General features: G+C 68.7%; 9 protein-coding genes and 2 tRNA genes. 3 read left to right on the top strand and 8 right to left on the bottom strand.

Going from position 1 to position 14502, the window contains the following annotated elements; genetic code table 11:
- Position 1 precedes the first annotated feature (1 nt).
- From ACERUJ_RS17885 to ACERUJ_RS17875, 3 genes are read left to right on the top strand one after another with little or no spacing between them, the layout of a single operon-like run.
- A complete protein-coding gene (locus ACERUJ_RS17885) occupies positions 2-1192 on the top strand; it encodes a DUF6361 family protein (protein WP_370250241.1) in 1191 nt (396 codons plus the stop codon).
- A gap of 10 nt (positions 1193-1202) precedes the next feature.
- A complete protein-coding gene (locus ACERUJ_RS17880; RefSeq protein ID WP_370250240.1) occupies positions 1203-2969 on the top strand; it encodes a phospholipase D family protein in 1767 nt (588 codons plus the stop codon).
- The gene (locus tag ACERUJ_RS17875; RefSeq protein WP_370250239.1) at positions 2966-6181 is read left to right on the top strand and encodes a hypothetical protein; all 3216 of its coding nucleotides are present in this window, start codon (positions 2966-2968) and stop codon (positions 6179-6181) included. The genes ACERUJ_RS17880 and ACERUJ_RS17875 overlap by 4 nt, the downstream gene beginning before the upstream one ends.
- Positions 6182-6412: 231 nt before the next feature.
- Here the strand turns inward: ACERUJ_RS17875 and ACERUJ_RS17870 are convergent.
- The 8 genes from ACERUJ_RS17870 to recF form a co-directional block, all read right to left on the bottom strand.
- A tRNA-Ala gene (locus ACERUJ_RS17870) sits at positions 6413-6485 on the bottom strand.
- 24 nt (positions 6486-6509) lie between these two features.
- On the bottom strand, positions 6510-6635 hold the full coding sequence (locus tag ACERUJ_RS17865) for a DLW-39 family protein (RefSeq protein WP_370250237.1): 126 nt from the start codon (positions 6633-6635) through the stop codon (positions 6510-6512).
- A gap of 39 nt (positions 6636-6674) precedes the next feature.
- Positions 6675-6748 (bottom strand) — tRNA-Ile (locus ACERUJ_RS17860).
- A 125-nt stretch (positions 6749-6873) separates the two neighbouring features.
- The gene (locus ACERUJ_RS17855) at positions 6874-7422 is read right to left on the bottom strand and encodes a DUF3566 domain-containing protein (RefSeq protein ID WP_370250236.1); all 549 of its coding nucleotides are present in this window, start codon (positions 7420-7422) and stop codon (positions 6874-6876) included.
- Positions 7422-10016 carry a DNA gyrase subunit A gene (gyrA, locus tag ACERUJ_RS17850; protein ID WP_370250416.1) on the bottom strand — a complete coding sequence of 865 codons (2595 nt, stop codon included), beginning with the start codon at positions 10014-10016 and terminating at the stop codon, positions 7422-7424. The genes ACERUJ_RS17855 and gyrA overlap by 1 nt, the downstream gene beginning before the upstream one ends.
- Positions 10017-10172: 156 nt before the next feature.
- Positions 10173-12326, bottom strand: coding sequence for a DNA topoisomerase (ATP-hydrolyzing) subunit B (gene gyrB / locus ACERUJ_RS17845; RefSeq protein ID WP_370250235.1), 2154 nt, complete (start codon positions 12324-12326; stop codon positions 10173-10175).
- A 367-nt stretch (positions 12327-12693) separates the two neighbouring features.
- A complete protein-coding gene (locus ACERUJ_RS17840; protein ID WP_370250234.1) occupies positions 12694-13308 on the bottom strand; it encodes a DUF721 domain-containing protein in 615 nt (204 codons plus the stop codon).
- Positions 13298-14443 (bottom strand): DNA replication/repair protein RecF, encoded by a 1146-nt coding sequence (recF, locus tag ACERUJ_RS17835; RefSeq protein WP_370250233.1) that lies wholly within the window; start codon positions 14441-14443, stop codon positions 13298-13300. The genes ACERUJ_RS17840 and recF overlap by 11 nt, the downstream gene beginning before the upstream one ends.
- Positions 14444-14502 lie beyond the last annotated feature (59 nt).

The following is a 14502-nucleotide window of genomic DNA, read 5'->3' as shown; positions in this document are numbered from 1 at the left end:
AGTGACCTCGCTGATCGCATGGCTCGACTCCACCCCCGAAGAACGGCGGGTGACCCGCGAGTTGGTGGCCCTGTTCTCGCAAACAGAGAGCCGTGACGAGTTGGGAATCGGCCAGGTTCGGGACGCGTTCAGTGACCTCCTGTTCCCGGGCACGTCCGTGCTGCAAACGCGCGCTCGCTACTACCTCTTCGTCCCGTGGTGCTACACGAGCGGACGGGCGGCGCACGCCTATGAGAAGGAGAACTTCCGCGTCGGTCAGCTTCAGGAACGCCAGCTGATCAAGACCTTTCAGGATTCGGCCTTCGATGACGCCGCCGGCCTCATCGGAAGCCGGGTCGGGCCCGAGGTGAAGAACCTGCCGTCAACCCTCTACTGGTCCGGGATGCTCACCTACAAGGTGCGGACGAACCCCGGCGCGATCGGCTCGGCTGCGCGTCGGCCCGGCGGCGACAGCGCGACGGAACTCAGCGAGAGGGTCGTTGGCGAGTGGGACCCTGGAATCCCCCCGGCCCCTCCGGGATTCCCCCATGAGGTCCCCGGCGGCTTCGCGATGACCCTGGCCGAGGCTGAGTGGCTTCACGGCCGGATAGTCACCGCGGCACCCGACACCGTGCTGGCGCACCTCTTGAACCGGCACGAGATGATCGACGACGACGTCCGCTACCCGTGGCACGCCGCGCCGCCCTCGGAGTTCGAACCACTTCACCATGCCGAGTGGTTCAGCGCGGTGATCGAGGGCGCGCCGCTTCTGTACAACCTGCTGATCGGGGAGCAGTACGAGCTGAAGGGATTCGACCACGTCCCCCATCCGGTGGAGACCTACCGCACCGCGTTGTCCCAATGGCATGCAAACTTCTCCGAGCGGTACGGCACGAGCCTCACGGCGTGGGACGTCGATCGGATGTGGAAGCTGGCCATCGGGCAGAACCCCAACATCGGTCCAAGTACTCGATCGTTCGTCGACAGTTGGATTGTTGGGCTGCGCGAGGGCGCATCACCCGCTGACCATCAGGGACTCCGCGAGCTGGTCCGGATTCGCGAGAAGCGCAAGGGATCTCAGTCGCGACTGGTCAACGAGAAGCTGCTTGCTTCGTGGTCGGGAAGTGCCGGTGTAGGTCGGCTGGCGTACCGATGGGTCAATGTGCGGTCCGTCGCCAATGACATCTTGAGGGGACTCCATGCTGGCGCCTGACAGTCGCGTCGTGCTCTTGGAGCAGCTCGCGCCGCCTCCCGGTTCGCGGTTCGATGCAGCCGTCGCGACGACGTTCACGCTCGACCTGACCGCGACATTGATCCCAGCGCTCGCCTTCACCTCGTACTCCTACTCAGGATCCTCCGCCGATCCGATCGCTCTCCTCGAAGCGATCCGAGCGACCGGTGACCGGCTCGATGTCTTCTGTCAGGGCGGCAACATCGCTGCGCCCAGCCACGTGCCCGACCTGCTCGCCTTTTTGGAGCCGCTGGTCCACGAGGTGAAGCGCCCGCGTGGCGGCCTCTTTCACCCGAAGATCTGGTTCGTCAGGTACGTCGACGACCCGGGACAGGCGTCTTTCCGATTGTTGGTGCTGACCCGCAACCTCACCAACGATCGTTCCTGGGACCTTGCTGTTCGCCTTGACTCAGTCTCCCTCGGCGAGAGGGAGCAGGACACCAACGCACCGCTTGCCGACCTCCTGGCCTCGCTGCCCACTCGGACGATTCGCGAGCTCGCGCCAGAGCGGGCCCAGAGGGTCAGCCAACTAGCGGGCGAGGCGCGCCGTATCGAATGGCAGTGGCCCGACACCGTCCGACACCTTGACTTCCACTTCCTCGACGAAAACCGTCCGATGCCAGACCTGCCGCCAGGTCGACGCCTCGTGGTCTCTCCCTTCATCAACGACGCCGGACTCGCTCTCCTGGACCCCAACGGCGCGACCACGGTTCTCTCGCGTGCGGCTGAGCTCGAGAGGCTTTCCCCCGGGGTCGCCGAGCGCCTCGACGCCTACGTCATCGACTCGATGGCTGTCGTCACAGAAACCGACGAAACTAACCTCGGCGGTGACCTCCACGCCAAGATGTTCGTCGTCGAGCCGACGGCCAAATGGGCGAGCGCCCACGTGTTCATCGGCTCGGCGAATGCAACCGACGCTGCCTTGCAGCGGAACGTCGAATTCATCATCGAGCTCCATGGCCATCGCGATCACCTCGGAATCGACTCTTTCCTGGGTGAAACCGCACCGTTCCGCGTGCTGCTGGAGCCGTACCGCGCCACGGGTGGCGCCACACTCGACCCCGACGAGGACGAGCGACGCAAGGTCGAGAACGCGCTTCGCGAAATCGCCGAGATCGAGCACCACGTCGCCGTCGTTGATGGCGATCGCGAGGCGTCGGAAGCCAAAGGGCACCAGGTGCGCGTCTCTGCACGCAATCCCTACCCGCTCCGCACCGGCTGGCGAGCGAGCGTGCGGCTGATGACCAAGGCCGGCAACAGCATCGTCCCTGCAGAGGGCGAGGCACTCGCTGGAGCCTTCAGCGGCATCGCCACCGCGGACCTCACCCCGTTCCTAGTCGTCCAGATCACCACCGATTCGGGCCTAGATGTCGCGTGCGTCATCGTCGCTGAGCTCATCAACCCGCCCGCTGATCGACTCGACCAGATCCTCGCTCGTCAGATCGACACCCCTGACAAGTTCCTTCGCTTCCTCTACCTGTTGCTCAGCCTCGGCAACCCGCACCTGCTCGCCCAGCTGGCCGAGTCTGCAGAAGGGGACGGCAGCGGCTTCAGCGACGGCCAGTCGGGCGGCCCCGGGATTCTCGAGCTCGTGTTGCGGGCGATCTCCGAGCGACCGGCCGCTCTCGGCGACCTCAATCGACTCGTTCGACGGCTTCAGTCCACCGAGCAGGGCCGCAAAGTGTTGCCCGACGGGTTCGATGCGTTCTGGGAGACCGTGCGCGAGGCGCAGCGGATGCTAGGAGGGGCTGCGGAATGACCCGGTACGATGCGGAACCGCACCTTCGCGGTCTCACCGACTTCCAGCTGGCCAGCGTCGATCACGTGATCGAGCAGTTCTACGGACCAGTCGGCGCGAAGCGCTTTCTCGTTGCCGACGAGACAGGTCTGGGGAAGACCCGTGTGGCGCAGGGCGTCATCGCCCGCGCGATCGAGACGCTCCAGGACGAGCCTTCGGTCGAGCGGATCGACGTCGTCTACGTCTGTTCAAACGAGGACCTCGCCAAGCAGAACCTCCGCAGGCTCAATGTGACAGGCCAAGGCGAGATCCCGTTCTCAAGCCGCTTGACCTTGCTCGCCGAGCACAGCCGCCGCCTCCGCCAAGCCGGAAACGTCGGCAAGCCGATCAACCTCGTGTCGTTCACCCCGGGCACCTCGTTCGACCCGGGTCACCAGCTTGGAAAGTCTCGCGAGAGGGCGATGATCCTGCTGGCCATGCGAGAGCTGGTCAAGATGGACGGCTGGGGCCAGCGAGCCAGTCGACGCTTGCTGCAGGGCAACGTTCGCAAGATTGAGCGGTTCGACTGGACGGTCGACGACCTCCGGCGCCAGATCGGGCCGGCGGGACTCGATCCCGCGATCCTCGAGCAGTTCGAGCGCCTCATCAGTGCCGGCGAAGCCGAGAGCCTCAAGACACGCTTCGTCCAGATGATCGCCGCGATCGGTAGACGCGACTCGGTGCCCTCCCACCTCGACGCTGACCACCGCCGCCTCGAAGGTGAGCTCCGCGGAGCTCTTGCTGCAGCAAGTGTGCACACGCTTGAGCCGGACCTCGTGATCCTCGACGAATTCCAACGGTTTCGGCACCTCCTCGACCCGTCCACCGCGGCCGGTGAGCTCGCCCACCACCTCTTCGAGTACGGCGCCGCCAAGGTGCTCCTGCTTTCGGCAACGCCGTACAAGCCGTTCACCTATGCGGAGGAGAAGGAGGAGGACCACGCGAAGGACCTCTTCAACACGCTGACCTTCCTGGCCAAAGGCCGAGGTGACGTGAGCGTCGACATGATCCGCGTCCGGCTCAAGGAGTACCGCGACCTCGTGTCCTCCGGCCTGGGTGAGGCGTCGGTGGTGGACGCCCTTCGCCACGACCTCCTCAAACTGATGAGTCGGGCTGAGCGTCCGGCACTCCCGGACGGATCGATGACGGTTGAGCACCGTCGACCGGCTGACGATGTACGCGCCGCGGACCTCGTCGGTTTCGCGCGCCTCCAGGAGGTCGGTCGATTGGTTGCCCGGGAGAAGGACCGCGGACTGGTGACCGCAGAGTTCTGGAAGTCGGCGCCATACTTCATCAATTTCGCCGACGGCTATCAGTTCGGCCGGCGGCTCGACGAGGCCTCTCCCAGCTCCGACCTGCGAAGGGCCTTCGCATCGACTCAGCGCATCCACGCAGCTGCAATCCAACAGTTCAAGCCGTTGGATCCCGGGAACGCGCGGATGCGCGCGCTCACGGACGCCACTGTCGGGCAGGGTTGGTGGCAGCTCCTCTGGGTGCCGCCGTCGCTCCCCTACTTCTCACCCGGCGGGGCATACGCCGACCCAGCCGCCTCGTCGATGACGAAGCGCCTCGTCTTCTCGTCGTGGGCCGCGACGCCTGCCGCCGTTGCCGGGATCCTCAGCTTCGAGGCCGAGCGTCACGCCGCGGCTGGCAGCAACTACGACGAGTACACACCCGAGGCCAGGAAGCGGATCGTCAAGCACCTCAACTACTCGGTCACCCAGCAGACTGGCCGGCTCCACGGCATGTCAACGTTGATGCTGCATTGGCCCTTCCTCGTCCTGGCTAAAGCGACCGACCCACTGCAGATCGTCGCCGAGCGCGGTGGCGGGCAAGTGTCGGCCGCGGATGCTCGCTCTGACGTCAGGACGCGCCTCTTGGCGATGCTCGATACCGAGCCCGGATTGGCTCAGGCGGACTCGGATGGTGACGAATCCGGCCTGCGCGTCGCCCAGTGGCGTGCAGCGTTCTCGATGGCGGGGAACTGGCCGGCGACGATGCGCGACGAGGAAGTCGCCCTCGCGTTGTCCGGTGCCGCCGAGTCCGATGACGAGGACGAGTCCACTGGCGCAACTGTGCGTCACGCCGGTGTGCTGCAGCACCTCCAGCACGTCCGCGACGAGCTGGCCTCACCCGAGCGTCCGCTCGACCATGAGACGGCAGACCTGCTCGCTGAGATCGCGCTCTTTGCGCCAGGGTCGATCGCCGTACGCGTGCTTCACCGCCTGTGCCGGGACGTCGACAGAGTTACCGAACGAGGACTGTTCGAAGCCGCAGCCACCCTCGCCAACGGCCTCCGTTCATTGTTCAACCGGCCGGATGTCACCAAGATCGTCGAGCGACTCGGCACCGAGCGCACGCCGTACTGGCGCAAGGTGCTGACCTACTGCGCGAACGGAAACCTGGAAGCCGTCCTCGACGAATACCTCCACCATCTCCAGGCCGATCTCGTCGTCGGCGAATTCGACGACGCCAAAATCGGTCGACTCGCCTCAGAAGCGGCAGCGGCTATCGGGCTGAAGCCGAGCACCTACCGGGCGAAGGACCCCGCGGCTGCCTCGGTCCCGCTCAGCTTCGTTGGCCGCTTCGCCCTGCGGTACGGCGCCCGCGACCAGAAGGCAGAAGACGCTCGCCAACCGGAGGTGCGGCGCTCGTTCAACAGCCCCTTCTGGCCGATGGTCCTGGCCTCGACCTCTGTGGGCCAAGAGGGCATCGACTTCCATTGGTGGTGTCACGCCATCTTTCATTGGAACACCCCGCCGAACCCGGTCGACTTCGAACAACGCGAGGGACGCGTCGACCGCTACCGCGGACACGCGGTCCGCAAGAACGTCGCTGACCGGCACGGCCCCGCTGCGCTTGCCGAGGTCGATGGCAACCCATGGGATCGCCTCTACGAGCTCGCGACCGACTACCGCCACGAGTATGGGGACTTCACCCCGGGCTGGGTCTACCCCGGTCCCGCGAAGATCGAGCGCCACGTCGCCCCCTTCCTCCTCAGTTCGGACGAGGCGCGGTACAACAAGGTGAAGGCAGACGTTGCCCTGTACCGCCTGACCTTCGGGCAGCCTCGCCAAGAGGACATGCTGGAGCTGATGCGGAAGCGTGGCCTCGACGGACAAACGGGCATCTCGGCCCTGCGTATCGATCTGCGACCAGTAGCGAGTCCGGAAGAAGCAGACCCGCACGGGTGAGCCCCAGGCTTGCGGTTCGACCGAAAAGCTCTTCATCCGAGGGGCGCATGACCCCGCAGGTTATCGAGACGTCGACGTCGAGACAGAGGCTTGGCTACGGCTCGCTCGATGCACTCGACAGCCTCGGCGGATTCCTCTTCCCCCTACAGTCCCCCTAGCGCCCGATGTCGGACGAAACTAGAGCACTCCACAAAGGAAAGAAAACCGCAGGCTGACGTGCGGTTCCTCGGGTGGAGCCTAGGGGACTCGAACCCCTAACCCCCTGCTTGCAAAGCAGGTGCGCTACCAATTGCGCCAAGGCCCCGATGCGGCCGGAGCCGCGGGTGGATCAGCCGCGCTTGACGGCGTCGGTGGCCTCGGCCCAGAGGGCCTGCTCGGCCTGGCTCTTCTCGATCTTGGACTTCGCCAGGACGACGCCGACGGCGGCGAGGGCGACGATCAGGATCTTCTTCATGTCGGACTCCTCGGTCACCAGGGGGTGGACGTGAGTGGGTGGGCCTAACAGGACTTGAACCTGTGACCTCTTCCTTATCAGGGAAGCGCTCTAACCGTCTGAGCTATAGGCCCGCACCGGCCCGCATCGACACGGACCGGAGGGAACGTTACCGCAGGTCCGACGGGCCCCCCAAACCGGGGCCCGTCGTTCCACGTGGAACATCCCCGCACCGGTCAGGGCCGGCGCCGGGTGGGGCTCACTGGTCCTCGGCGAGGGTGAGCTCGATACCGCCGAGGAGGGCGGCGGCCATGTTGTAGAGGAACGCGCCCAGGGTGGCGACGGCGGTGAGCAGCACGACGTTGAGCGCGGCGACCAGCATCGTGAAGCCGACGACGCGGCTGGTGCCGACGTAGTCCTCGATGTCGAAGTTGGCGGTGTCGCGCCCGCCGATGGTGTCGCGGACCGTGGTGTTGATCGAGTCCCAGACACCGGCGGTGCCGAGCACCTGCCACACCATCGCGACCGCCACGACGGTGACGATGCCGAAGGCGATGGCCAGCAGGAACGAGGTCTTCATGACCGACCAGGGATCGATCCGGGTGAGCCGCAGCCGGGCCCGGCGCGGACCGCGCCCGCGCGGGGCGTCGGTGCCGGCGGCGGAGGCCTGGTGCTCCTGGGCCGCCGCGGCGAGCTTGGCCTGCACCCGCTCCGCCAGACCGGCGCGCACGGCGGTGTCGCCGTCACCGCCCCGGCCCTTGGCGAGGTCGGGGCCCGAGGTGCCCGTACCGGCCGATCCCTGCGTCATCAGTCCTCATCCTCCGCCCCACCCGGGGTGTCCGGGGTGCTGTCGGGCTCGATTGTGGCATCCGGGGCCTCGGGCGCCGCAGTCTCGACCCCGTCGGCGACGTCGGCACTCACGGCGACGACCTCGCCGTCCTCGCCCTCCTCCTCGCGGCTCTCCACCGAGCGGGCCACGACCGCCACCGAGTCCTTGCCCTTGGGCGAGACGAACCGCACGCCCTGGGTGGCGCGGCCGGTGGGCCGGAAGTCGGCGTTGATCGGGCTGCGCACGACCTGACCGTTGGCGGTGATCGAGAGGATCTCGTCGCCCTCCTGGACGATGAATCCGCCGACGAGCACGCCGCGCGACTCGTTGCCCAGCGCCATCGCCTTGATGCCGAGGCCGCCGCGGTTGGTGACGCGGTACTCCGCGATCGGGGTGCGCTTGGCGAAGCCGCCGTCGGTGATGGTGAAGACGTACTGCGTGGCGGCGTCGGCCTCGTCGTTCTCGTGGGCGATCTGCGCGGCGCGGATCACCGACATCGAGAGCACCGAGTCGCCCTCGTCGCGGAACTTCATGCCCGTCACGCCCGAGGTGGCCCGGCCCATCGGGCGCAGCTGCTCGTCGCTGGCGTGGAAGCGGATCGCCGAGCCCTTGCGGGAGACGAGCAGGATGTCGTCGCCGCCGTCCACCAGCTCGGCGCCGATCAGGGCGTCGTCGTCGTCGCGGAAGTTGATCGCGATGACGCCGGCCTGGCGCGGGGAGTTGTAGTCGGCCAGGCGGGTCTTCTTCACCAGCCCCTTGCGCGTGGCGAGCACCAGGTAGGGCGCCTGCTCGTAGTCGCGGATCGCCAGCACCTGGGCGATCGACTCGTCGGGCTGGAAGGACAGCAGCCCGGCGACGTGACCGCCCTTGGCGTCGCGGCCGGCCTCGGGCAGGTTGTAGGCCTTGGTGCGGTAGACCCGACCCGCGGTGGTGAAGAACAGCAGCCAGTGGTGGTTGGTGGTGGCGATGAAGTGCTCGACGACGTCGTCGCCGCGCAGCGACGCGCCCCGCACCCCCTTGCCGCCGCGCTTCTGCAGCCGGTACTGGTCGGAGCGGGTGCGCTTCGCGTAGCCGCCGCGCGTGATCGAGACGACGAGCTCCTCATCGGGGATGAGGTCCTCCATCGACAGGTCGCCGTCGGAGGCGATGATCTGGGTGCGGCGGTCGTCGCCGAACTTCTCCACGATCGCGGTGAGCTCGGTGGAGACGATCTCGCGCTGCCGCTCGGGCTTGGCGAGGATGTCCTCGTAGTCGGCGATCTCGAGCTCGAGCTCGGCGAGCCGGTCGATGATCTTCTGCCGCTCCAGGGCCGCGAGCCGGCGCAGCTGCATGTCGAGGATGGCCTGGGCCTGGATCTCGTCGATCTCCAGCAGCTCCATCAGGCCGGTGCGGGCCTCGTCGGCACTGGGGGAGCGGCGGATGAGCGCGATGACGTCGTCGAGGGCGTCGAGGGCCTTCACCAGGGCGCGCTGGATGTGGGCCTGGCGCTCGGCCTCGGCGAGCAGGTAGCGCGTGCGGCGCTGGATGACGTCGATCTGGTGCGCCACCCAGTTGCTGATGAACGCGTCGATCGAGAGCGTGCGCGGCACGCCGTCGACCAGCGCGAGCATGTTGGCGCTGAAGTTGGTCTGCAGCTCGGTGTGCTTGAACAGGTTGTTCAGCACCACGCGCGCCACGGCGTCGCGCTTGAGCACCACGACCAGGCGCTGGCCGGTGCGGTCGGAGGTGTCGTCACGCACGTCGGCGATGCCCTGCACCTTGCCGGTGACCGCGAGGTCGGCGATCTTGATGGCCAGGTTGTCGGGGTTGACCATGTAGGGCAGCTCGGTGATGACGAGCACCACCCGGCCACCGGGCTCCTCGTCGATCTCCACCACGGCCCGCTGGGTGATCGAGCCGCGGCCGGTGCGGTAGGCCTGCTCGATGCCCTGACGGCCCACGATCAGCGCGCCGTTGGGGAAGTCGGGGCCCGAGATCCGCTCGAGCAGCGCGTCCTGCAGCTCCTGCTTGGTGGCCTCGGGGTGCTCCAGCGCCCAGATGGCGCCGGCCGCGACCTCGCGCAGGTTGTGCGGCGGGATGGAGGTGGCCATGCCCACCGCGATGCCGGCCGAGCCGTTGACCAGCAGGTTCGGGAACCGCGAGGGCAGGACGGTCGGCTCGGCGGAGCGACCGTCGTAGTTCGGCTGGAAGTCGACGGTCTCCTTCTCGATGTCGCGCACCATCTCCAGCGCGAGCGGGTCCATCCGGCATTCGGTGTACCGCATGGCCGCGGCGGCGTCGTTGCCCGCCGAGCCGAAGTTGCCCTGGCCCTGCACGAGCGGGGCGCGCATCACCCACGGCTGTGCGAGGCGCACGAGGGTGTCGTAGATCGCGGTGTCGCCGTGGGGGTGGTACTGACCCATGACGTCGCCCACCACGCGGCTGCACTTGGAGTAGCCGCGGTCGGGGCGGTAGCCGCCGTCGTACATCGCGTAGAGCACGCGACGGTGCACCGGCTTGAGACCGTCGCGCACGTCGGGCAGCGCACGACCCACGATGACCGCCATCGCGTAGTCGATGTAGGCGCGCTGCATGGAGGTCTGCAGCTCGACGGGCTCGATACGGCCGCCGGGGGGAGTGGGGCCGCCGGGGTTCTGCGTCTGGGTCACAGTCGTTCTCTCTGCTGGTCTCGCGGATGATCCGGGTGCGTCTGCAGCGCTCTAGAGGACTCTAGGAACGCGGCTAGAGACTCAGATATCGAGGAATCGGACGTCCTTGGCGTTGCGCTGGATGAAGGAGCGCCGCTGCTCGACGTCCTCGCCCATGAGGATCGAGAAGATCTCGTCGGCGTGGGCGGCGTCGTCGAGGGTCACCTGGAGCAGCAGCCGGTTCTCGGGGTCCATCGTGGTCTCCCACAGCTCCTTGGCGTTCATCTCGCCCAGACCCTTGTAGCGCTGCACCGGGTTCTCCTTCGGCAGCCGGCGACCCTGCGCCAGGCCGTCGGCCATGACGGCGTCGCGCTCGGCGTCGGAGTAGACGAAGTGGTGCTCGGTGGGCGGGCCGACCCAGCGCAGCCGGTACAGCGGCGGCTGGGCCATGTAGACGTGCCCCTGCTCGATGAGCGGGCGCATGAACCGTATGAGCAGGGTCAGCAGCAGGGTGTTGATGTGGTGGCCGTCGACGTCGGCGTCGGCCATCAGCACGACCTTGTGGTAGCGCAGCTTGGCGAGGTCGAACTCGTCGGTGATGCCGGTGCCGAGCGCCGAGATGATCGCCTGCACCTCGGTGTTGCTCAGCACCTTGTCGATGCGGGCCTTCTCGACGTTGAGGATCTTGCCGCGGATCGGGAGGATCGCCTGCACCTTGGGGTCGCGGCCCTGGCGGGCCGAGCCGCCGGCGGAGTCGCCCTCGACGATGAAGACCTCGCACTCCTCGGGCTTGGTGGACTGGCAGTCCGACAGCTTGCCCGGCAGACCCCCGCCGCCCAGCAGCCCCTTGCGGGAGCGGGCGAGGTCGCGCGCCTTGCGGGCGGCGATGCGGGCGGTGGCCGCGGCCTGCGCCTTGCGGATGATCTCCTTGCCCTCGCCGGGGTTCTGCTCCAGCCAGGCGCCGAGCTGGTCGTTGACCACCGACTGCACGAAACCCTTGGCCTCGGTGTTGCCGAGCTTGGCCTTGGTCTGACCCTCGAACTGGGGGTTGGAGACCTTGAGGCTGATGATGGCGGTCAGGCCCTCGCGGATGTCGTCGCCGGTGAGCCGGTCCTCCTTCTTCTTGATCAGGCCCCACTCCTCGCCCCACCGGTTCACCAGCGAGGTCAGCGCGGCCCGGAAGCCCTCCTCGTGGGTGCCGCCCTCGGGCGTGTTGATGTTGTTGGCGAAGGTGTGCACCGACTCGTTGTAGGAGGTGGCCTGCCACTGCATGGCGACCTCCAGGCTCATCGGGTTGGCGACGGCGTCGCCGGTCTCGGCCTCGAAGGGGATGATCGGGCTCAGCGGGGTGCGGCGGCGGTTGAGGAAGTCGACGTAGTCGGCCAGCCCGCGCTCGTACTGGAAGATCTGCTCCAGCGCCTTGTGGCCGTCGACCTCGGTGGCGTGCACCTCCGCGCCCTCACCGATGGCGATGGTCTCGTCGGCGGTGCCGTCCTCGACCGCCTCGGCGATCTCCTCGGCCTGGGGGCGGGCGTCACGCAGCTCGATGCGCAGGCCCTTGTTGAGGAACGCCATCTCGCGGAAGCGCGTGGCGATCGTCTCGAGGTTGTACTCGGTGGTCTCGAAGATGTCGGGGCTGGCGGTCCACGTGACGGTGGTGCCGGTGCGCTCGCCCTCCTCGAGCGGCCGCACCCGGCGCAGCGGGTAGTCGGGGGCGCCGAGGCTGAACTCCTGCTCCCAGAGGTGGCCGCGGTTCTTGATCTCGAGCTTGAGGTGGTCGGAGAGCGCGTTCACCACCGACGACCCGACGCCGTGCAGACCGCCCGACACCTTGTACCCGCCGCCGCCGAACTTGCCGCCGGCGTGCAGGACGGTGAGGGCCAGGGTGGCCGCCGGCAGCTCCTGGCCCGGCGCGGTGTCGGTCGGGATACCCCGCCCGTTGTCGACGACGGTCACGGAGTTGTCGGCGTTGAGGCTGACCTTGATCGTGTCGCAGTGCCCGGCGAGGGACTCGTCCACCGCGTTGTCGACGATCTCCCAGATCAGGTGGTGCAGACCCCGGGCACCCGTGGACCCGATGTACATGCCGGGGCGCTTGCGCACCGCCTCGAGTCCTTCGAGCACCTGGATCGCCGAGGCGTCGTACTCGGTCTCGACCGGGGCGGACACGGTCCCGCCCGTGGTGCCCGGGGTCGCGGCGGCTGCGGTCTCCGGGGACTGGATCGGCTCGGCGGACTCAGCAGACTGTTCGGACACGCAGGACCTCTTCGCGGCAGGCGACCGGGCGAGCCGGCCAGGACATGACGAAGGCCGCGTCACCCCGCCGCGGTCGTCGCAGGCGTCGTGGCATCGACCCTCGGTCATCCTACCCCGTCGGGGGGTCGGATTCACGCGTGAGAGGTCTCGGATCGGGGTCGATTCGGGATCCTGATGCCGTTCGAGAGCCGTTCCGGGCCCGATCTGAGCCACGAACGCACCGTCAGGTGGGTCCCCCTTCGGCCCCGGGTCCCTCAGGGACGCACAGGACGGCTGAGGGCGCCGTCGTCCCCAGGAGGTCACCCGCAGGTCGCCCGGAGATCCGCGGGACCCGCCCGGGCACCTCGATCGGGCACCTCGATCGAGCTCAGCCGTAGGTGTCGCGAGGCCCCCGGCCGTCGCGCGCGCTGCGCGGTCCGCGCTTCCACGTGGGGCCCCGCGGTCCCTGCACCTCGACGACGGTCACCGTGCCCGCCCCGAGCGCGTCGTTGATGCGGACCAGCAGGGTGGGCAGCAGCAGCCGCAGCTGGGTGGCCCAGGCGGTGGAGTCGGTGCGCAGCACCAGGACGCCGTCGGCGAAGGACTCCGGACGTGCGTGCTCGGCGATCTCGGCCCCCACGATCTCGGCCCAGCGCGCGAAGATCCCGCGCACCCGCAGGTCCAGCTCCCAGCCCCCGGCCGAGACGAGCCGGGCGATCTCGCCACCGAGGGGCTGCGGGTCACGCTCGTCGGGCCGCGGCCCGGACCAGGCGCCCGGTGTGGTGCGGCCGCCGCGCCGGGTGGCGTCCGGCCCACCCGGGCCACCGGCGCCGGGACGACGTCGGCGCGCCGGCGCGCCACCCGCCGCCCGGGCCGCGCGCATCGCCGCCCGCGCGAGGTCGAGCCCGTCCGCGGCGGGGGCCCCGGACTGCTCGCCGGGCTCCTCGGCGGGCTGCTCGCCCTCCGCCGCCGAGCCGGACACCGGGGTGTCCTCAGGACTCACGGTGCACCTCGCCGTCGGCCACCCGGAAGCGGGCACCGGCCAGCGCGGCCGGCACGTCCTCGGGCACCGCGGCCGTGACCAGCACCTGCTCGGCATCGGCCACGAGACCGGCGAGGCTGCTGCGGCGACGGGCGTCGAGCTCGGCGAAGACGTCGTCGAGGATCAGGATCGGGTCGTCACCCTCACTGCGCAGCAACCGGTAGGAGGCCAGTCGCAGCGCGAGGGCGAAGGACCAGCTCTCGCCGTGGCTGGCGTACCCCTTCACCGGCAGCCGCGCGGCGTCGTCCTCCGGTCCGAGGGTCAGCACGAGGTCGTCGCGGTGGGGCCCCACCAGGCACTGGCCGCGGTCGAGCTCGTCACGACGACGACGCGCCAGCTCGGCGTGGAAGGACTCGGCACTGGCGACGCCGGCCTGCTCGCCGTCGGGCACGGTGCTGCGGTACTCCTGCGCGGCGCGGTCGCGCACCGCGCCGTCGGCGACGGCGGCGTAGGCCTCCACGAGGTAGGGGTCGAGGTCGGCGACGAGGGCACGCCGGTGCTGCAGGATCTCCAGCCCCAGACCGACGAGGTGGGAGTCCCACACCTCCAGGGTGCTGTCGAGCTCGGCCCCGCCCCCGCGCCGGGCCGCGCCGGCGGTCTTCAGCAGGGTGGAGCGCTGCTTGAGGATCCGCTCGTAGTCGGCGAGCGTGCCGGCCAGGCGGGGGGTGCGCAGCACGAGCAGGTCGTCGAGGAACCGCCGCCGGACGGCCGGCTCCGCCTTGATCAGCGCGAGGTCGTCGGGGGCGAAGACGACCGTGCGCACGAGGCCGACGAGGTCACGCACCCGCGGTAATGTCGACTTATTGATTCGTCCCTTATTCGACTTTCCTGGGTTGAGCTCGACCTCGAGCACCGCGGTCCGCCCGTCCTTCACCACCGCCGCCCGCACGATCGCCTGCGGGGCGCCCGACCGGATCAACGGCGCCTCGGACGCGACGCGGTGCGAGCTGAGCCGCGAGAGGTAGTCGATCGCCTCGACGAGGTTGGTCTTGCCCTGGCCGTTGCGACCCAGGAACGCTGTGACGCCCGGCTCCAGCGCGAGATCCAGGCTCGCGTAGGACCGGAACTGGTGGAGGGCCAGGTGCGCGACGTGCATGGGGACCTCCTCGGGGCGGGCGTCGGATCGGCAGGGGGAGCGGGTCGACGGGTCGTCGG

Origin of the sequence: Nocardioides sp. (assembly GCF_964228225.1) — a bacterium.
Taxonomy (GTDB): domain Bacteria; phylum Actinomycetota; class Actinomycetes; order Propionibacteriales; family Nocardioidaceae; genus Nocardioides.
This window is presented reverse-complemented; position numbering and strand designations above follow the sequence as displayed.

Coding starts and splice junctions, on each gene's coding strand:
- ACERUJ_RS17875 (WP_370250239.1), top strand. CDS start 2,966: ATGACCCGGTACGATGCGGAACCGCACCTTCGCGGTCTCACCGACTTC.
- ACERUJ_RS17865 (WP_370250237.1), bottom strand. CDS start 6,635: ATGAAGAAGATCCTGATCGTCGCCCTCGCCGCCGTCGGCGTCGTCCTG.
- ACERUJ_RS17855 (WP_370250236.1), bottom strand. CDS start 7,422: ATGACGCAGGGATCGGCCGGTACGGGCACCTCGGGCCCCGACCTCGCC.
- gyrA (WP_370250416.1), bottom strand. CDS start 10,016: ATGCAGCGCGCCTACATCGACTACGCGATGGCGGTCATCGTGGGTCGT.
- recF (WP_370250233.1), bottom strand. CDS start 14,443: ATGCACGTCGCGCACCTGGCCCTCCACCAGTTCCGGTCCTACGCGAGC.